The organism is Erwinia sp. PsM31, from assembly GCF_030433775.1.
GTDB classification, from domain to species: domain Bacteria; phylum Pseudomonadota; class Gammaproteobacteria; order Enterobacterales; family Enterobacteriaceae; genus Erwinia; species Erwinia aeris.
On sequence record NZ_JARUWZ010000017.1, the window covers coordinates 44548 to 63745 of the forward strand.

16 protein-coding genes and 1 pseudogene are annotated in these 19198 nt (G+C 58.2%); 3 read left to right on the plus strand and 14 right to left on the minus strand.

All coding sequences use genetic code 11. The features are described 5' to 3' along the window. Positions 1-136: 136 nt before the first annotated feature. The 3 genes and pseudogenes from mqo to QCD69_RS14190 all read right to left on the minus strand — a co-directional run. A pseudogene (mqo, locus tag QCD69_RS14180) lies at positions 137-1693 on the minus strand (malate dehydrogenase (quinone)); the annotation flags it as partial. Positions 1694-2311: 618 nt separating this feature from the next. After that, positions 2312-3079, minus strand: a complete 768-nt coding sequence (gene tpiA, locus QCD69_RS14185; protein ID WP_253457069.1) for a triose-phosphate isomerase — start codon at positions 3077-3079, stop codon at positions 2312-2314. 119 nt (positions 3080-3198) lie between these two features. Then, positions 3199-3792, minus strand: a complete 594-nt coding sequence (locus tag QCD69_RS14190) for a YiiQ family protein (protein ID WP_301252481.1) — start codon at positions 3790-3792, stop codon at positions 3199-3201. A gap of 92 nt (positions 3793-3884) precedes the next feature. On the opposite strand from QCD69_RS14190, the gene QCD69_RS14195 reads away from it, so the two are divergent. Continuing rightward, positions 3885-4328: a DUF805 domain-containing protein gene (locus tag QCD69_RS14195; RefSeq protein WP_253457073.1), complete on the plus strand. Its 444-nt coding sequence runs from the start codon at positions 3885-3887 to the stop codon at positions 4326-4328. Here QCD69_RS14195 and fpr read toward each other — a convergent pair. Then, positions 4319-5065 (minus strand): ferredoxin--NADP(+) reductase, encoded by a 747-nt coding sequence (fpr, locus tag QCD69_RS14200; RefSeq protein WP_301252483.1) that lies wholly within the window; start codon positions 5063-5065, stop codon positions 4319-4321. The two genes, QCD69_RS14195 and fpr, sit on opposite strands and share 10 nt — an antisense overlap. Before the next feature lie 280 nt (positions 5066-5345). On the opposite strand from fpr, the gene emrD reads away from it, so the two are divergent. Beyond that, positions 5346-6524 (plus strand): multidrug efflux MFS transporter EmrD, encoded by a 1179-nt coding sequence (emrD, locus tag QCD69_RS14205; RefSeq protein ID WP_253457079.1) that lies wholly within the window; start codon positions 5346-5348, stop codon positions 6522-6524. A gap of 29 nt (positions 6525-6553) precedes the next feature. Here emrD and glpX read toward each other — a convergent pair whose 3' ends face one another. The 3 genes from glpX to QCD69_RS14220 all read right to left on the minus strand — a co-directional run bounded on the left by glpX (position 6554) and on the right by QCD69_RS14220 (position 10095). Further along, positions 6554-7564 carry a class II fructose-bisphosphatase gene (glpX, locus tag QCD69_RS14210; protein ID WP_301252484.1) on the minus strand — a complete coding sequence of 337 codons (1011 nt, stop codon included), beginning with the start codon at positions 7562-7564 and terminating at the stop codon, positions 6554-6556. 145 nt (positions 7565-7709) lie between these two features. Continuing rightward, complete coding sequence (gene glpK / locus QCD69_RS14215) at positions 7710-9221, minus strand: glycerol kinase GlpK (RefSeq protein ID WP_253457085.1); 1512 nt, start codon at positions 9219-9221, stop codon at positions 7710-7712. 31 nt (positions 9222-9252) lie between these two features. Beyond that, positions 9253-10095, minus strand: a complete 843-nt coding sequence (locus QCD69_RS14220; protein WP_301252485.1) for an MIP/aquaporin family protein — start codon at positions 10093-10095, stop codon at positions 9253-9255. A gap of 446 nt (positions 10096-10541) precedes the next feature. Here QCD69_RS14220 and zapB point away from each other — a divergent pair, with 446 nt between their 5' ends. After that, positions 10542-10781: a cell division protein ZapB gene (zapB, locus tag QCD69_RS14225; protein WP_125290575.1), complete on the plus strand. Its 240-nt coding sequence runs from the start codon at positions 10542-10544 to the stop codon at positions 10779-10781. Between the two features lie 96 nt (positions 10782-10877). On the opposite strand, the gene rraA is transcribed toward zapB, so the two are convergent. The 7 genes from rraA to priA all read right to left on the minus strand — a co-directional run bounded on the left by rraA (position 10878) and on the right by priA (position 19104). Next, the gene (gene rraA / locus QCD69_RS14230; protein WP_125290574.1) at positions 10878-11363 is read right to left on the minus strand and encodes a ribonuclease E activity regulator RraA; all 486 of its coding nucleotides are present in this window, start codon (positions 11361-11363) and stop codon (positions 10878-10880) included. Positions 11364-11469: 106 nt separating this feature from the next. Continuing rightward, positions 11470-12399, minus strand: coding sequence for a 1,4-dihydroxy-2-naphthoate polyprenyltransferase (locus QCD69_RS14235; RefSeq protein ID WP_301252487.1), 930 nt, complete (start codon positions 12397-12399; stop codon positions 11470-11472). 172 nt (positions 12400-12571) lie between these two features. Next, positions 12572-13903 carry an HslU--HslV peptidase ATPase subunit gene (hslU, locus tag QCD69_RS14240; protein WP_125290572.1) on the minus strand — a complete coding sequence of 444 codons (1332 nt, stop codon included), beginning with the start codon at positions 13901-13903 and terminating at the stop codon, positions 12572-12574. Positions 13904-13914: 11 nt separating this feature from the next. Beyond that, complete coding sequence (hslV, locus tag QCD69_RS14245; protein WP_012439891.1) at positions 13915-14445, minus strand: ATP-dependent protease subunit HslV; 531 nt, start codon at positions 14443-14445, stop codon at positions 13915-13917. 90 nt (positions 14446-14535) lie between these two features. After that, positions 14536-15510 carry a cell division protein FtsN gene (gene ftsN / locus QCD69_RS14250; RefSeq protein WP_301252492.1) on the minus strand — a complete coding sequence of 325 codons (975 nt, stop codon included), beginning with the start codon at positions 15508-15510 and terminating at the stop codon, positions 14536-14538. Positions 15511-15669: 159 nt separating this feature from the next. After that, positions 15670-16707: a DNA-binding transcriptional regulator CytR gene (gene cytR, locus QCD69_RS14255; protein WP_253457102.1), complete on the minus strand. Its 1038-nt coding sequence runs from the start codon at positions 16705-16707 to the stop codon at positions 15670-15672. Between the two features lie 198 nt (positions 16708-16905). Further along, positions 16906-19104 (minus strand): primosomal protein N', encoded by a 2199-nt coding sequence (gene priA / locus QCD69_RS14260; RefSeq protein ID WP_253457105.1) that lies wholly within the window; start codon positions 19102-19104, stop codon positions 16906-16908. Positions 19105-19198: the final 94 nt, after the last annotated feature.

Here is a 19198-nt window from a genome sequence, read left to right on the forward strand (position 1 = left end):
AATGAGTCAGCTAAAAGCATAGACGCCTGGGGGAGTTGTGCAGGAAGCGGCAAAATGCGCGCGTAAAAAAGGCGGGAGATCCCGCCTTCAGGCTTTACTATTTACCGATTACGGCTGCGGCCACCGCCGCTTCGTCATTGGCCGCGGTAAACGGCGTGTAGTCGAGCTGCAAAACGCGGCTGGTTTCCGCCAGCTGGTGCTCGGTTGCCGCCACGTTGCCGTTCAGCTTCTGGCCGTAAGAGGGCACTATTGCTTTCAGCTTTGCCTGCCATGCCGACGTCGCCATCTGCTCAGCGAACACTTTGCTCATCAGATCGATCATGATAGGCGCGGCCGTGGAAGCACCCGGCGAGGCGCCCAGCAGCGCGGAGATGGTGCCGTCCTGCGACGTGACGACCTCTGTGCCCAGCTTCAGCACGCCGCCTTTCTGCGCGTCTTTCTTGATAATCTGTACGCGCTGGCCCGCCTTAACGCGACGCCAGTCCTCTTTTCTCGCCTCCGGGAAATAATCCCGCAGCGCCTGGCAGCGATCGTCATCGGTCAGCATGACCTGGCCAATCAGGTATTTCACCAGGTTAAAGTTATCCAGCCCGACGTGCACCATTGGCTTAAAGTTCGACGAGGTCATGGAGCCGAACATATCCCACAGCGAGCCTTGCTTCAGGAACTTCGTCGAGAAGGTGGCAAACGGCCCGAACAGCAGCACCTGCTTGCCATCCAGCATCCGCGTATCCAGATGCGGCACGGACATCGGCGGCGCGCCAACGGAAGCTTTGCCGTACACTTTGGCCAGATGGCGCTTCACGATCTCCGGGTTTTCGCTTACCAGGAACTCGCCGCCGACCGGGAAGCCCGCATATTCTCTGGCTTCTGGAATACCGGTCTGCTGGAGCAGCGTCAGCGCCGCGCCGCCCGCGCCGATAAAGATATATTTCGCGCGAATGGTTTTCCGGCGGCCGTTGTTTTTCAAATCGGCCACGGTCACGTTCCAGCTGCCGTCGCCGTTGCGCTTAAAGCCGCGAACCTCATGGCCAGTTTCCAGCGAAAAATGCTGGTTTTTCTGTAGCGATGCCACCATCTGGCGCGTGATTTCGCCGAAGTTCACGTCGGTGCCGGTGGTGATGCGCGTGGCGGCAACGCGATCTTTGTCGTCACGTCCTTCCATCAGCAGCGGTGCCCACGCCCTGATTTGCTCCGGGTCTTCTGAATACTCCATACCGCGAAACAGCGAGCTTTTCTGCAGCGCCGTAAAGCGTTTCTTCAGGAACGCCACGTTGTCGTCGCCCCAGACAAAGCTCATATGGGGAACGGTGTTGATAAAGCTGCGTGGATTGCGCAGGACGCCTTTCTGGACCAGATGGGACCAGAACTGGCGCGAGATCTGAAACGCTTCGTTGATCTCGACGGCTTTTTTGATATCGACCGAGCCGTCTTCTTTCTGCGGCGTATAGTTCATTTCGGCCAGCGCGGCATGCCCGGTACCGGCGTTGTTCCAGCCGTTGGAGCTTTCTTCAGCCACGCTGTCCAGGCGTTCGATCATACTGATGCGCCACTCGGGTTCCAGAGCCTGCAACCAGGTGCCAAGCGTAGCGCTCATCGCGCCTCCGCCGATCAGTAATACGTCTTTTTCTTCATCTGCCGTAGCGGCTTTCGCAGAGCCCATAGCGGCCAGAAGTCCTGCTAATTTTGGCATGAGGCGACTTCTCCGTATGTTGATAAATCAACATGGTGAGCAGGTGAAACGGCGGCGATCTCTTTCGGACCGTGGTAGCCGCTTCGCTGAGTACAGTGCGCTTCCATCACAAAAACGGATGATTAACGCGCGTTAAGCGTTGTGGAAATATACCATTGTTACGTAGCAATTAAAAAATTGTTTAAAGATTAAAAATGAGAATGAATAATCAAACAAAATTAGAGGAAGTAATACCAGAGGCTGCTTCAGCGAAACGGCAAAGAGAGTTAGCGGTTATTTATTATTAATTTTCATAAGGATAATTTGGTTTTCTTCGGATGGAGTTGTGCAAAAAGCAGGCAGGTAAAGCCTGAAAAGCAGGCGTGAGCAGGGGAGATCGCAGAGAATTTAGTTGTTATTAAATGTTAATTGATTGTTAAGTGGGAAAGGCCGACGGACGATTCAGCCGCGTGGCGGGTAAAATGAGGGTGGATATCTCCGTGCGGACAGGCCGATTAAAAAAACCTCCGCGCAGGCCGGACAAAAAAATGCCTGCTCCGCACGGGCGGAACAGGCGTCACAGATTGATACGTCCGGCATGCTGCCGGACGGAACAGGCACTGTGCTTTATCGGCAGCGTCAGGCTTTTTTAGCCGCTGCGGCAGCCTTAACGATCACCGCGAAAGCATCCGCTTTCAGCGATGCGCCGCCAACCAGCGCGCCATCGATATCCGGCTGGGCAAACAGCTCGGCCGCATTCTTATCGTTAACGGAACCGCCGTACTGGATAATGACCTGTTCTGCGACAGCGGCATCTTTTTTGGCGATATGGTCACGGATAAATTTATGCACGGCCTGGGCCTGTGCAGGGGTAGCGGATTTGCCGGTGCCGATAGCCCAGACTGGCTCATAGGCAATGACCACGCCGTTGAACGCGTCAGCGCCCTGGGTTTCCAGCACGGCGTCAATCTGGCGTGCGCAAACTTCTTCGGTTTTACCCGCTTCGTTTTCCGCTTCGGTTTCGCCAATGCACAGTACCGGGATCAGACCGGCCGTTTTCAGCACCGCGAATTTTTTGGCAATCAGCTCGTCGCTCTCTTTATGATAAGTGCGACGCTCGGAGTGGCCGATAATGATGTATTTCGCGCCTACGTCTTTCAGCATCTCGGCGGATACTTCGCCGGTGAACGCGCCAGACAGGTTAACGTCCACGTTCTGCGCGCCAAGCACGATATGGCTACCCGAGCTGGCGTGCTTCGCCAGATCCAGATAAATCGTTGGAGGGGCAATGGCTACGCCGCAGCCATCGACGGCGCTCAGCTCATTACGCAGACCGGCAATCAGCTCGTTGACCATGTGTTTGCTGCCGTTCAGTTTCCAGTTACCCATTACTAACGGATGTCGCATTCTATCCTCCACGCTTAGCGCGATACGGTTTAATTACCCTGCCTCAGCAGCGTTGTCTGCCGGACAGTATAGAGATCAAAGCCCTTCAGAGCTTTGCTTTTCGTCATTTTTAAACCCGGTTAGCTGCCGTTCAGGGCGAGTTTTACCGGCTCGATGGCGAAGGTCAGCCCTTTTTCGCCGTTGTCGGCCACCACGTAGCGCAGCGCGCCTTCCGCCTGGGCATAGTAGCGCGAGCCTTTCCCTTTACTCAGCAGATCGTCCAGCCGCTTCTGACTCTGTTCCTGAGTCAGCGTCGGTTCAAAAAACCGCGTCAGCGCAATCATATAGGCCAGCGCTTTATCCCGTGCGGCTTTCTCTTCCGGGCCGGGCACCGGCAGCCAGGTAATCTGTAACGTTTTGATCTTTCCGGTTCCCTGTTCCAGCGCGGTAGAAGAGTAGAGATTTTCATTGATCTTGCTGGCGGCACGGGTCAAATTACTTTTATCACCGCGGCTGTCCGTCGCCCGGTATTCAGCAATCTGTAACTTTGGATTGATAGCATTATACTTTTCGCGAAACTGGCCGATAGTCATATCAAAGGTCGGCGCACCCGCCAGAAGATAGGGCGCTGTAGGCATATGTTCAGCACGCTCCTGAGGACCGGCTTCGGCCCGAACGGGCGCGGTACTCAGCCAGACCAGTAACGTAAAACCCGTGAACAACGCTTTATTCATTATCTGTCGCTCTAACTAATGCAGTTAACGCAAGATTAAAACGGACAATGACCGGCAAAGTCAAAGCCTGACGCTGTTCTGAGGAAGAAAAAATGACCTTACAAGCGTGGTGTTTTTCCTGGCGTGGCAGGCTGGGGCGGCGCGATCTGTGGATTTGGCTGACGCTGTGGCTGGTGCTGCTGACCGTGCTGTTTACCCTGGCCGCGCGAGGCTGGATCAGCACGCAGACCGCCGCCTTCTGCGTGGTCAGCCTGCTGTGGCCGTCCAGCGCCGTGGTGGTGAAACGTCTGCACGACCGTAACAAATCGGCCGCCTGGGCTTTGCTGCTGATCGTGGCGTGGATGCTGCTGGCAGGGAACTGGTCGGCGCTGCCCGCCAGCTGGCAGTGGACGCTGGGGCGCTTTATTCCCACGCTGATCCTGGTGACCATGAGCCTGGAACTGGGCGTCTTCAGCGGCAGCAAAGGCGCCAACCGCTTCGGCAAAACGACGTTGCAGGTGAACTATTTTGGCCGTCGGACGCCCGATTACCAGTAGTGTTCGCTGGTGATATGGCCAGGCTTACGTTTCAGGTGCTTGCGCATGTCGCGCGTCTCTTTCAGCAGCTGCTGGGTGTCTCTGACCATCTGCGGGTTGCCGCACAGCATGATATGGCTCTCTTCTGCCGTCATGGGCAACCCGACGGCGGCTTCCAGCTCGCCACGCTCTATCAGCGCGGGCACGCGGCCGGTCAGCGAGCCTTCAGCTGCTTCGCGGCTGACCACCGTCTGAATACGTAGCTGTCCCTGAGAGCGCTGCTCCAGCGCCTGCATCAGCGGCAGATAACTCAGGTCCTGCGCGTAGCGGACGGCATGGACGAGAACGATATGCTCAAAACGCGCCAGCCCTTTGCCTTCCTGCAGGATAGAAAGATAGGGGCCGATAGCCGTCCCGGTCGCCAGCATCCACAGCGTTTTGCACTCGGGGATTTCATCTATCACAAAAAAACCGGCGGATTCTTTGGTGATCATCAGCTTCTGGCCCGGCTGCAATGCATGAAGTCGCGGGCTTAATTTGCCTTCCGGCACCGTCACCAGGTAGAACTCCAGGTTGGCGTTGCTGGGGGCGTTCACAAAAGAGTAGGCGCGCTGCACGCGTTCGCCGTCGACTTCCAGCGCCAGCTTGGCGAACTGTCCGGCAATAAAGGGATCGATGGGCGCGGTGACGGTAATGCTGAACAGGCTCTCCGTCCAGTCCTGCACCTGCTGTACTGTGGCGTTGACCCACTCGGCCATAGTGCGCTCCTTAGTCAAAACGGTTGAATAGCCTATCTTCGCTACGGAACGGCTTTTTTGCCAGCCTCCGTGATGCGCAAAGCTCATATCGACAAATCCGGCATCCGACGTACAGTTTCATTTACGCCGCTGAACGCTTTTGCTGACACTTAATTAAAGACCATTTTTCCTTGCCCTCTCGCTTTGTCATGCGTTCCTGATATTTTCCTCGCTATCGAAAACCCTTCCTGGCCAATCGTCCTGTTTAATGGCGATTTAGCCGATAAATTGTGCTGATAAAATGAAGAAAATTGCAAACGGGCATTTGCTGGTGATGCTGATCGCGCTGGTGGCCGTCGGACAGATGGCGCAAACCATTTATGTTCCGGCGATGGCGACCATCGCGCAGGATTTTGGCGTGCGCGACGGCGTGGTGCAGCGCGTGATGGCCGCGTATCTGATGACCTACGGCGGCTCGCAGCTGCTGTATGGCCCGCTGTCGGATAATATCGGGCGGCGTCCGGTTATCCTGGGCGGATTAACTATTTTTATGATCGGTTCACTGGTCGCGCTCGGCGCGCCGACCTTCGATCTGCTGGTGCTGGGCAGCGCCATTCAGGGACTGGGAACGGGCGTGGCGGGCGTGATGGCTCGCACCATGCCGCGCGATCTGTATGCGGGCGGCGCGCTGCGGCAGGCCAACAGCCTGCTGAATATGGGCATTCTGGTCAGTCCGCTGGTTGCGCCGGTGATTGGCGCGCTGCTGACTCATCTGTTTGGCTGGCACGCCTGCTTTATTTTTCTGCTGTTGCTCTGCCTGGGTGTGGGCACGGCAATGCTGCGTTGGCTGCCGGAAACGCGTCCCGCGCCGTTGGAAAAACGCGCGCTTTTTTCACGCTATAAGCCGCTGCTGGCTGACAGCACCTTTGTGCGCTATCTGATTATGCTGATGGGCGCGCTGGGCGGCATCGCCGTGTTTGAAGCCAGCTGCGGCGTGCTGATGGGCGGCGTGCTGGGACTCAACAGCCTCACGGTCAGCCTGCTGTTTATTCTGCCGATCCCGGCGGCGTTTTTCGGCGCGTGGTTTGCCGGTCGCGACAATAAGCCTTTTCAGCAGCTGATGTGGTGGTCGGTCAATAGCTGCCTGCTGGCTGGCGCGCTGATGTGGATCCCGGCCTGGTTCGGCGTGATGACCATCTGGACGCTGGTGGCGCCTGCCGCGCTGTTTTTCTTCGGCGCGGGCATGCTGTTTCCCCTGGCGACCACGGGCGCCATGGAGCCGTGGCCCTATATGGCCGGTACGGCGGGCGCGCTGTTGGGCGGCCTGCAAAACCTGGGATCGGGCCTGGCGGCCTGGCTGTCGGCGCTGCTGCCGCAGAACGGCCAGTTCAGCCTGGGAATGCTGATGTTCGCCATGGCGCTGCTGATCCTGCTGTGCTGGCTACCCTTGTCGAAAAGGCCGGAGATGCACGCGGTATGAAGTAACGGGCCAAACGGCCCGTAAACATCCTACAGAATATATTGATGCAGGCTCGCGTCCTTACGATCCAGATAGTGAATGGACTGGATGCGGCGGATAGTGCGCGATTTGCCGCGCACCAGCAGCGTTTCGGTGGTGGCGACGTTGCCCTGGCGCGTAATGCCTTTCAGCAGATCGCCGCTGGTGATGCCGGTTGCGGAGAAAATAACGTTATCGTTGCGCGCCATGTCGCCCAGCGCCAGCACCTTTCCGGCTTCAATACCCATTGCCCGACAGCGTTGCAGCTCCTGTTCACCCAGCGCGCGGTTTTCCGGCGTATCGCCTTTGACCGCGTGACGCGGCAGCAGGCGTCCCTGCATATCACCATCCAGCGCGCGGATCACCGCCGCCGAAACCACGCCTTCCGGCGCGCCGCCGATGCCGTACAGCACGTCCACTTCGCTGTCCGGCATACAGGTCAGGATAGAGGCGGCCACGTCGCCGTCGGGAAAGGCAAAAATTCGCACGCCCAGCTGCTGCATCTCGGCAATCACGCCGTCATGGCGCGGCTTGGCAAGAACGGTGACGGTCAGCTCCGTCAGCGGTTTTTGCAGCGCCCGCGCGATATTTCGCAGGTTTTCCGCCAGCGGCAACGCCAGATCGATAGCGCCTTTCGCGCCAGGGCCAACCGCCAGCTTTTCCATATACATATCGGGCGCGTTCAGAAAGGTGCCTTTATCGCCAACGGCCAGCACGGCCAGCGCGTTGGCCTGGCCCATGGCGGTCATGCGCGTGCCTTCAATAGGATCGACCGCGATATCCACCGCATCGCCCTGGCCGCTACCCACTTTTTCGCCAATGTACAGCATCGGTGCTTCGTCGATCTCGCCTTCGCCGATGACGATTTGCCCATCGATATCGACTTTATTCAGCATGATACGCATGGCGTGCACCGCAGCGCCGTCGGCCGCGTTCTTGTCGCCGCGCCCCAGCCATTTATAGCCAGCCAGCGCTGCCGCTTCCGTTACGCGTGAAAATTCAATAGCGAGTTCTCGTTTCATAATGGGCCTTACGCAAAGTAATGAAGCAGGAAGTCTGGCATGGCGGGGAGGAAAAACGCCAGCATTCTTATCGCCGGGTTCTGAACATCAGGGAGGAGGGGCGGAACAGATGCCCGCAGCCGTGGCGACTGCGGGCGAGAAGACGTTACTCTTCGTGGTCTTCCCATGCCTGAGCGCGGGAAACGGCTTTCTTCCAGCCTGCATAACGATAGTTACGCTCGGTGGTTTCGATGCTCGGACGGAATTCGCGTTCAATGACGGCCTTGGCACGGACTTCATCCAAATCTTTCCAGAAGCCGACCGCCAGCCCCGCCAGATAGGCGGAACCCAGCGCGGTTACTTCCAATACTTCCGGGCGTTCGACGCGGGTGCCCAGGATATCGGACTGGAACTGCATCAGGAAGTTGTTGGCCACCGCGCCGCCATCGACACGCAGAGACTGCAGGCGGGTGTTGGAGTCATTCTGCATGGCTTCCAGCACGTCGCGGGTCTGGAAGGCGATAGATTCCAGCGTGGCGCGAATAATATGGTTCGCGTTCGCGCCGCGCGTCAGGCCGAAGATAGCGCCGCGCGCATACGGGTCCCAGTAAGGCGCGCCCAGGCCGGTAAAGGCCGGCACCATATACACGCCGTTGCTGTCTTTCACCTTGGTGGCGAAGTATTCGGAATCGGTGGCGTCACCGATTAGCTTCATCTCGTCACGCAGCCACTGGATAGACGCGCCGCCGATAAATACCGCGCCTTCCAGCGCATAGTTGACTTCGCCGCGCGGGCCGCAGGCGATAGTGGTCAGCAGGCCGTTAGTGGAGGTGACCGCTTCCGTGCCCGTGTTCATCAGCATAAAGCAGCCGGTACCGTAGGTGTTTTTCGCCATGCCCGGCTGAACGCAAAGCTGGCCATACAGCGCCGCCTGCTGGTCGCCCGCGATACCGGCGATAGGGATACGCGTGCCGCCTTTACCGCCGATATTGGTCTGGCCGTAGACTTCGGAAGAAGACTTCACTTCCGGCAGCATTTCACGCGGGATATCCAGGATATCCAGCATGCGCTGATCCCACTCCAGCTTGTGGATGTTGAACATCATGGTACGCGAGGCGTTGGTGTAATCGGTGATGTGCACCCGTCCCTGCGTCATTTTCCATACCAGCCAGGAATCGACGGTGCCGAACAGCAGCTCGCCGCGCTTTGCCCGCTCGCGCGAGCCTTCAACGTGATCCAGGATCCATTTAACCTTGGTGCCGGAGAAGTAAGGGTTAATCACCAGCCCGGTAGTGTGCTGAATATACTCTTCCAGCCCCTCTTTTTTCAGTCGGGCGCAGTAGTCGGCGGTGCGCGGATCCTGCCAGACGATAGCGTTATAGATCGGCTTGCCGGTCTCTTTGTCCCAGACGATAGCGGTTTCACGCTGGTTGGTGATGCCAATGGCGGCTATCTCGTCCGAACGGATATCGGCGTGGGCCAGCACTTCCACCAGCGTGGAGCTTTGCGACGCCCAGATGTCCATCGGATCGTGTTCGACCCAGCCGGTCTTAGGATAAATTTGCTGAAATTCGCGCTGGGAAACCGCAACAATGTTGGAGTCGTGATCCAGCACCACGGCGCGGGAGCTGGTTGTGCCCTGATCCAGCGCGACGATATATTTTTTATCTGTAGTCATAAATCCTTCCTGATGTGTAAAGGGTTAGCACTTACGCTTTACGCTGTTCAGCACGCGCTATCGTCTCTGGCTTCTTTACCGCAGCTGCGCCAGGCAGGTTACGGGCGATCAGAGAGCGGTAGCCGAATGCACCCACGCAGGCGCCAACAATCGGGCCAAAAATTGGCACGAGGAAATAAGGAATATCGCGGGCGCCGGTGAAAGCAACGTTACCCCAACCGGCCAGCCAGGCAAAGATCTTGGGTCCGAAATCACGGGCCGGGTTCAGGGCGAAGCCGGTCAACGGACCCATTGCACCGCCGATAACCGCGATAAGCAGGCCGATCAGCAGCGGAGCCATCGGGCCGCGCGGCAGGCCGTTGCCGTCGTCGGTCAGCGCCATAATCAGCCCCATCATCACGGCAGTGATCACGGCTTCAACCAGGAAAGCCTGGCCAACGCTGATATGCGGATTAGGGTAGGTAGAGAAAATACCGGCCAAATCCAGGCTCTCGACGCTGCCGCGCACCATATGGTGCGTCTGCTCGTAGTCCAGAAACAGGTTATGGTAGAGCGCATAAACCAGCGCGGCGGAGCAGAAGGCGCCTGCCACCTGCGCCACAATATAAGGAATAACTTTACGGCCTTCGAAGTTGCCAAACAGGCAAAGCGCCAGGGTCACGGCCGGGTTCAAATGCGCCCCGGAAATGGCCGCGCTCAGGTAAACCGCCATGGCAACGGCGATCCCCCAGATGATGCTGATTTCCCACAGGCCGAGTACCGCGCCTGCTACCTTTGCCGCCGCGACGCAGCCGGCACCAAAGAAAATAATCGTGCCGACGCCGAGAAACTCGGCGATGCACTGCCCTTTAAGGGTGGTGGTTGTCTGGCTCATGATGTTGGTTCCTGAAGGCGAGGTTAAATGGTGTACGGCTTTTTTTTCTCTTTCCCTGAGTCGCCCCAATCTTGTGTGGGGTTGTTGTGAATTTATCGTTAACGAGCATAAACGAGAAATAGCGAAATCAAAAGTTGTGTGCTGCTTCAAAAAAATGAGCGTTTTCGCGTCTTTTAACGGAATTTTCCTGCGGCTTTTGGCTTTCGTTTTCCATTTCATGTTGCAATTTGTTAACAATACCCGCGCAGGGATCGCGGGTAAATGTTACAAACACTAGGTCTGCGCTGAAAAACGCGGCTCTCTGCGCCGTAGCAGGTTCGTTGCTGGACTTGGCGGGCCGCTCTACATACAATCGGAACATCGTTGTGAGCCGCAGCGGGTCGGCCAGTGTCGATCGCGCCGCGTCTGCAACATCAACGCCTTGCGATTAGGAGAGGTCATTTACGATGTCATTTGAAGTGTTCGAGAAACTGGAAGCAAAAGTACAGCAGGCGATTGATACTATCACGCTGCTGCAGATGGAAATTGAAGAGCTGAAAGAGCAGAACAACAACCTGAATCAGCAGGTTCAGCAGGCCGCGGGCAACAGCGAATCCCTGGTGCGTGAAAACCAGCACCTGAAAGAGGAGCAGCATGTCTGGCAGGAGCGTCTGCGTGCGCTGTTGGGAAAAATGGAAGAAGTCTGAGTCAGGTTTGACGGCAGGCGGTAAAAGAACGGGTGCCAGTCAGCACCCGTTTTTGCTATATGCCAGCCGGTGGATCTTCTGGAAGGATAAGGTGTGCTATTCGATATCCAGCGGATCTTCGGAAAGGATAATACCGGTATTGTCGGCATAAAGATGGTCGCCTGAAAAGAAGGTCACGCCGCCAAAATTGACGCGCACGTCGCTTTCGCCAATGCCTTCGCCAGCGGCGCCAGCCGGGATAGCCGCAATCGCCTGAATGCCGATATCCAGCTCTTCCAGGTCGTCTACCTGGCGCACGGAGCCGTAGATCACCAACCCTTCCCATTCGTTTTGCAACGCCAGGCGAGCCAGCGCCGCATCGACCAGCGCGCGCCGTACAGAGCCGCCGCCGTCTACCAGCAGCACGCGCCCGCGTCCGTTTTCTTCCAGCAGATCATACAGAAGCCCGTTATCTTCAAAACATTTCACCGTGGTGATTTGCCCGCCAAACGAGGTGCGGCCACCAAAGTTTGAAAAGAGCGGTTCAACCACGTTCACATCTTCATGATAGATGTCGCAGAGTTCGGAAGTATCGTATTTCATAAGGGGTTCATCTGTTCGCCACAGGGAGACTAAGTATATCGCTTTCTGGCGGTTGTTGGCAAAATCATCAGTTGTTAAAAATTGCGGCAGGTCAGGGACATCGCGATTAGTTCATCGCCAGACCAATGGCGAAAAGCAGATTAACCAGCAGCGTCGCTTTTACCGTTTTCTCCAGCACGGGCCGCATAGCGGCGGCGGCGGTATGTTTGATAACAAAGCGTGCCTGGCCGAACAACAGCGGCGCGCTGAGCAAAAACAGCCAGCCCGACGCGTCCAGCATCGCCAGTTTGGCATACAGGCCAAAGCAAAACAGCGCGCCGGAAAGCAGCATGGCATGGTAATAGCGCGCGTTACAGGCGCCGAGCCGTACGGCCAGGGTGAATTTACCGTTCCGCCGATCGCTGTCGATATCGCGCATGTTATTGACGTTGAGCACGGCGACCGCCAGCAGGCCGCAGCCGGTCGCGGGCAGAAAAGCCAACAGATGCAGACCGTGCGTTTGCAGATAAAAGCTGCCCACCACGCCCAGCCAGCCAAAGAAAACCAGCACGGAAAGATCGCCCAGCCCAAGATAGCCGTAAGGTTTTTTCCCTACCGTATAGGCGATGGCGGCGACGATGGCCAGCGCGCCCAGCGCCAGAAAGCCGAGCATATCGCCGAGGCTCTGACAGGCGCGTACCACCAGCGTTACGCCCGCGATCAGCGTCAGCGCAACCGTCAGCGTCAGCGCAAAGCGCATCTGCTTCAGGCCGATCAGCCCTTTCTGCATGCCGCGTAGCGGGCCGAGGCGATCGGGCGTGTCGCTGCCTTTTACCGCATCGCCATAGTCGTTGGCCAGATTGGACAAAATTTGCAGCAGCGCCGTGGTCAGCAGCGTCAGCAGCGCGACGGCCGGATCGAAATGTCCCTCACGCCAGGCCAGCGCCGAGCCGGTAATCACTGACGCGCAGGCTAAAGGCAGCGTACGTAAGCGCAGGCTTTCCAGCCATGCGCGGAAAGAGGTAAAAGCCGGAACTGCAGAGATATTGTCGCTCATCAGGCTGGGCCTTTGCTGAAAGAGGATGAATGCCGGAAAGCGACCAGTTTACTGGCTGTCTGCACGCGGAGAATTAATCCACGTCAGGAATTGGGCGGGAAAGCAGAGGCGGCGGACAAAGAAAAACCCCGCGCGTAAGCGACGGGGTTTAAAAAGGCGCGAGCGTGGAAGATTACAGAATAAAGCGGCTGAGATCTTCGTCCGCTACCAGCTCGTCCAGATGTTTACCAACGTAATCGGCATCGATGGTGATCGACTCGCCGTTGCGGTCGCTGGCGTCGTAGGAAATCTCTTCCATCAGGCGCTCCAGCACGGTATGCAGACGACGCGCGCCGATGTTCTCAGCGGTTTCGTTCACCTGCCAGGCTGCGGCAGCGATGCGGCTGATGCCGTCTTCCGTAAAGTGGATATCCACGCCTTCGGTCTTCATCAGCGCCTTGTACTGCACGGTGACGGACGCGCTTGGCTCGGTCAGGATGCGCTCAAAGTCGTGCGTGGTCAGCGCCTGTAGCTCAACGCGGATCGGCAGACGACCCTGCAGTTCCGGGATCAGATCGGAAGGGCTGGCGACCTGGAACGCGCCGGAAGCGATAAACAGAATATGGTCGGTTTTCACCATACCGTGCTTGGTGGAAACGGTGCAGCCTTCCACCAGCGGCAGCAGGTCGCGCTGTACGCCTTCGCGGGAAACGTCCGGGCCGGAGCTTTCGCCACGCTTACAGACCTTGTCGATTTCGTCGATAAACACGATGCCGTGCTGCTCGACCGCGTCGATCGCTTCCTGCTTTAACTCTTCCGGATTGACCAGTTTGGCGGCTTCTTCCTCGATCAGCAGCTTCATCGCTTCTTTGATCGGCAGCTTACGCGGCTTCTGCTTCTGGCCGCCGATGTTCTGGAACATCGACTGCAGCTGGCTGGTCATCTCTTCCATACCCGGAGGCGCCATGATCTCGACACCCATTGGCGCGGCGGCCAGATCGATTTCGATCTCTTTATCGTCCAGCTGGCCTTCGCGCAGCTTTTTGCGGAAAGACTGGCGGGCAGCAGACGGCTCGGCAGCGGCTTCCGGCTGGCCCCAGTTGTTTTTCGCCGGTGGGATCAGCACGTCGAGAATGCGTTCTTCGGCCATCTCTTCGGCGCGATAGCGGTTTTTCTCAATCGCCTGCGAGCGCACCATTTTGATCGCGGAATCGGTCAGATCGCGGATGATAGAATCCACTTCTTTACCTACATAGCCCACTTCGGTGAACTTAGTCGCTTCCACCTTAATAAAAGGCGCATTAGCCAGCTTGGCCAGGCGACGGGCGATTTCGGTTTTACCTACGCCGGTCGGGCCAATCATCAGAATATTTTTAGGCGTCACTTCGTGGCGCAGCTCTTCGTCGAGCTGCATACGGCGCCAGCGGTTGCGCAGGGCGATGGCAACAGCGCGCTTGGCGCCGTCCTGGCCGATAATAAATCTGTCCAGTTCGCTGACGATTTCGCGCGGGGTCATTTCAGACATAATCAGGGTCCTTACGCTTTAGACGATAATTCTTCGATAGTAAGATTGTGGTTGGTATAGATGCAGATATCGCCTGCAATACCCAGCGCTTTTTCCACGATGTCGCGCGCGCCAATGTCGGTGTTTTCCAGCAGCGCACGAGCGGCAGCCTGTGCGTACGGGCCGCCAGAACCGATGGCGATCAGATCGTTTTCCGGCTGGATCACGTCGCCGTTGCCGGTGATGATCAGCGAGGCGTTTTCGTCAGCTACGGCCAGCAGGGCTTCCAGCTTGCGCAGCATCCGATCGGTACGCCAGTCTTTGGCCAGTTCGACCGCCGCCTTCACCAGATGGCCCTGATGCATCTCCAGCTTGCGTTCGAACAGCTCAAACAGCGTAAAGGCATCTGCTGTGCCACCGGCAAAACCAGCAATGACCTTGTCATTATAAAGACGACGCACTTTTTTGACGTTGCCTTTCATTACGGTGTTGCCGAGCGTAGCCTGGCCATCACCGCCAATTACTACCTGGCCGTTGCGTCGTACACTTACAATTGTTGTCACGGGCAGACCCCTTGTTACAGTCGAAAGATCTCCCCGCAGGCCTACTGCGGGGCAATGATGCGATCAGATATGGGGGGAATCTGGAAGGTTTCAACCCCCCAAAGAGACAGGAATACAATTTGAATGGCCGTTGCCGCGCAGGCGTTTCAGCGTGCTGTCGGCGGCGGTGCGGCTGTTGTAAGGGCCGACGATCACGCGATTCCAGCCGCCGCCGCTGGTGATTTTGCTTTCAAAGCCTTCAAACGCCAGCGAGGCGCGTACGGATTCCGCCTGGTCGCTGCCTTTGAACGAGCCGCACTGCACCATCCAGCGCTGCGTCTTCTCTTTTTCGACTTCTTTTGGCTTCTCGGTTTTCGGCTGCGGCTGGCGGACAGGCTCCTGAGCTACCGTCGGCTGCTGGCTGTGCTGCGGCAGCATGTGCTGCTGCTGTGCCGGCTGCTGACGCGATGGCTGTACCTGCGGCTGCGTTTGAACCTGACGCGGCTGGATCTGTGGCTGCGTCTGTACCTGACGAGAAGGCTGAGGTTCTGATGAATAGGCGTTCTGCGGCTGGCGCGACTGCTGTTGCAGCTGCGTCTGCTGCTGCTGGCGCTGTAGCGTTTGCTGGCGTTGGGCTGGCGTCTGCTCGTTCCACGGCACTTCGTTCAGCTGGGTAGGCTGCTGGCGCATATCGGCCTGCATCTGCTCCAGCAGCTGGCGCTGTTCGTCGGTCAGTTGCGTAGGCGAATGCACTTCACCGCCTGCCGAAGGCTCGACGGGCGTCGGCACGGTGATTTGACGGTTCTCCAGCTCTTTAATGTAGCGCCAGCGCTCTTCTGGCTTGGGCGGCAAACCGTTGCCGGCTGCTTTGTGATCCGGAATGACCGGCGCCTCTTCCTCTTTTTTATGATGGGCGATAAACCATAAGCCACCGACAAACGTCACCAGTACCGCGACGGCCAGACCTACCATGATCTTTGATACACCCGATCCGCTGCTGCGCTTTTTACTGCCGCCGCGGCCGTTGCTCTTTTTGCGACGCGTCCCTGTCGAACGCCCGCGGCCTACGTAATCTTTTTGTGCCACTATCGTTCCGCTAATAATCAATGAAGAGTAAGGTCGGGCCAGCGCGCTGGCCTGCAGCTCGCCATGTTACTCAAGGGCCGGAAGTTTGACCAGCAGGGATACGATTAAGAATCTGCTGAATCTCGGTTTTGTTGCCCAAAAGGAAAGATTTTGTTCGCGCTACGCTTTTTGCCGCAGCGCGGGCGCCGTGCTGCCGCGAATTTTTATTTCAAAATCCAGCAGCCGGGAACCGCTGTTTACCAGCTTGCCCTGTAGCTGTTCCAGCAGCAGATTCATCGCCTCGCGGCCGATGTTGAATCGCGGCTGGGCAATGGTAGTCAGCTGAGGATCGCTGTAGCGCGACAGTTCGATATCATCAAAACCAATCAGCGACAGATCTTTCGGCACGCGCAGCCCCATTATTTTCGCCTGCGCCATCGCGCCCAGCGCCATGATATCGCTGTGGCAGAACAGGGCGTCCGGCGGCTGCGGCAGCCGCATCAGCTGCTTCAGCGCGCGGCTGCCGGCGTCAAACGTGAAATCGCCGCGCACGATATAGCGCGGATCCAGCCTGATGCCGTTGCGTTGCAGCGCCTGAATATAGCCCTGCAGGCGATACTGACACAGCGGCATCTCCTGCGGCCCGGCGACGCAGGCGATACGCTCGTGGCCCAGCTTAAGCAGATGGTTCACCGCCTCGAACGCCGCCGTCAGGTTATCAATGTGCACGGTCGGCAGCGCCAGATCGGGCGCGAATTCATTGGCCATCACCATCGGCGGCAGGCTGCGCTGCTCTTCCGGCCCGGTTTCAAAAGGCACCTGCGACCCCAGCAGCACCATGCCGTCAATCTGTCGGGTCATCACCAGATTCAGGAAAGCGCTCTCCTGACGGTTTTGGTGCGCGCAGTCGCCAATCAGCACCAGATAGCCTTCTTCGGCCGCCACCGATTCCACCCCGCGAATAATTTCGCTGAAAAAGGGGTCGCAAATGTCGGGCACTATCACCAGGATTGTGCGGGACTCGCTGCGTCGCGGATGGCGCACCATGGCATGAGGCGAATAGCCAACGGCAATCACCGCCTCGTCGACTTTTTGGCGCGTGGCGGCAGAAACCTTTTCCGGACTCATCAGGGCGCGGGAAACGGTCGCCGTCGATACGCCCGCTTTTTCCGCCACGTCTTTCATCGTGGCGCCCACGGTTTCTGGCTTGTGCTCCAACGCTGTTCTCCTCATACCGGCCGGTTGACTGCCCGGCGTCGGCCGGAAATAAAAGGCTTTTTGTCAGCGTTATAGCCGACCCTCACCGTGAAATTAACCAATGCTAATCAATTGCGTTACTTAATTTGCATAAAAATAGTGACTTGTGCGACTTTTTTCGAGCCGGCTCGCAGCAAGAAGACGATATCGTCTGGCATTTCAGCTTTCGGTGGGATCCACATCCAGCGTCCATTTCACCTTGCGCGACTGCGGCAGCGTGCCCATCAGCGGCAGCGTAGCCTTAATCAGCCGCTGCAGCAGCGCGCGGGAAGGATGCTGGAGCAGCAGCTGCCAGCGGTAGCGCCCGCCTCGTTTAGGCTGCAGCGCCGGCACCGGGCCCATAACCCAGAACGCTTCATCCTTAAGCGGGCTGGCTTCCAGCAGATTGCGCAGCTGCTGTAAAAAGAGCGCGGACTGCTGGTTATCGTGATCCTCCGAGCGGAATAGCGCGTGGCTGGTGAACGGCGGCAGAAACACGGTTTTCCTTTCGACCAGCGCCTGCTGCGCAAAAGCGTCGTAGCCCTGATGCAGCAGCGTTTGCAGAAGGGGATGTTCAGGATGATGGGTTTGCAGCATCACTTCGCCCTGTTTCCCGGCACGTCCGGCACGTCCGGCCACCTGGGTATAAAGCTGGGCGAAGCGCTCGGCGGAGCGGAAGTCGGCGGAAAACAGCGCGCCGTCGACATCCAGCAGCGAAACCAGCGTCACGTCAGGAAAGTGGTGGCCTTTTGCCAGCATCTGCGTGCCCACCAGGATCCTGGCGCCGCCACGATGAACGTCGGCCAGATGTTGTTCAAGCGCGCCCTTGCGGCTGGTGGTGTCGCGGTCGATGCGGGACAGCGGCACGCCGGGAAACAGCTCGCCCAGGTTTTGCTCCAGCTGTTCGGTGCCCAGGCCGACCGGCACCAGATGCGTCGAGCCGCACTGGGGGCACTGGTGCGGAATAGGGCGCTGGCTGTCGCAGTGGTGGCAGCGCAGCTGGCGGTGGTGCTGATGCAGCGTGTAGTAGCGGTCGCAGCGCTGGCATTCGGCTATCCAGCCGCACTCGTGGCAGAGCATGGCCGGAGAAAAGCCGCGTCGGTTTAAAAACAGCAGCACCTGATTATCCGCCTGCAGGTGTTGCCCTATCTTTTTGATCAGCATCGGCGACAGGCCGCCCTGAAGCTTCACGCCTTTCAGGTCGATCAGCTGCTGCGTCGCCTGACGCGCGTTGCCCGCACGCTTGCTGAGGTTCAGCTGACGATATTTGCCCATCTGCACGTTGTGCAGCGTCTCCAGCGCGGGCGTGGCGGTTCCCATTACAATCGGGATATCTTCCTGACGGGCGCGAAAAACAGCCAGATCGCGCGCCTGATAGCGCCAGCCTTCCTGTTGCTTATAGGAGCTGTCGTGCTCTTCATCGATAATAATCACGCCCAGCTGCGCAAAAGGCGTGAACAGCGCCGAGCGGGTGCCGATAACGATGGCCGTTTCACCCTGACGGGCGCGCAGCCATACCGCCAGCCGCTCGCTGTCGTTCAGCGCGGAGTGCAGCACGTCTACCGGCGCGTCAAAGCGCTCGCGGAAGCGGGCGATGGTTTGTGGCGTCAGGCCGATTTCCGGCACCAGCACCAGCGCCTGCTTGCCGCTGGCCAGCACGTTCTCCAGCACGCTCAGGTAGACTTCGGTTTTGCCGGAGCCGGTGATGCCGGCCAGCAGCCAGGCAGCGAAATGGTCGTCTTCGGCCCGGATAGCGCCGACCGCCGTGGCCTGTTCGGTGTTCAGCCGCAGCCGTTCGCCTTTGACGGCGTAATGCGTTCGCCAGTCCTGCGGCGCGCGCTGCTGCGTCTGGAGATCGCATAATCCTTTGGCGCGCAGGGCCTGAAGCGTCGCATCGGTAATGTCGTGCTGGCCGATTTCATGGCGATAGAGATTACGCTGGCGCAGCGCCGCCAGCGCCTGCTGCTGTTTCGGCGCGCGCTTCAGGCTTTCCGGGGCGGTTTCCCGACCTGTTTCCGTGATAAACCACTGCCAGAGCGGCGCCTCCCGCGCGGGTTTCCCCTGGCGCAGCAGCACGGGCATGGCGTGAAACAGCACTTCGCCCAGCGGATAGTGATAATAGTCCGCCGCCCACAGCAGAATGCGCCACAGCGAAGCGGGATACAGCGACTCGTCGTCCAGCACTTCATAAACGGGCTTCAGCTGATCGAGGGGAAAGTCGCTGGTATCCGCAAGCCCCACCACCACGCCGACCGCTTTGCGCTTGCCAAACGGCACGCTGACGCGCGCGCCCGGCACCGCCGCAGGCAGATGCGCAGGCAGCAGATAGTCAAAGTTGCGGGCAAGCGGAACGGGCAGAGCGACCTGAACGACGGGCATGAATTTATCCGGATGAAATTATGAGCGGGATAGTGTACACTGTGTCTTCCTGAATGTGCGGATTCGATTGCAGCGAGCGGTTATTTTCTGTATA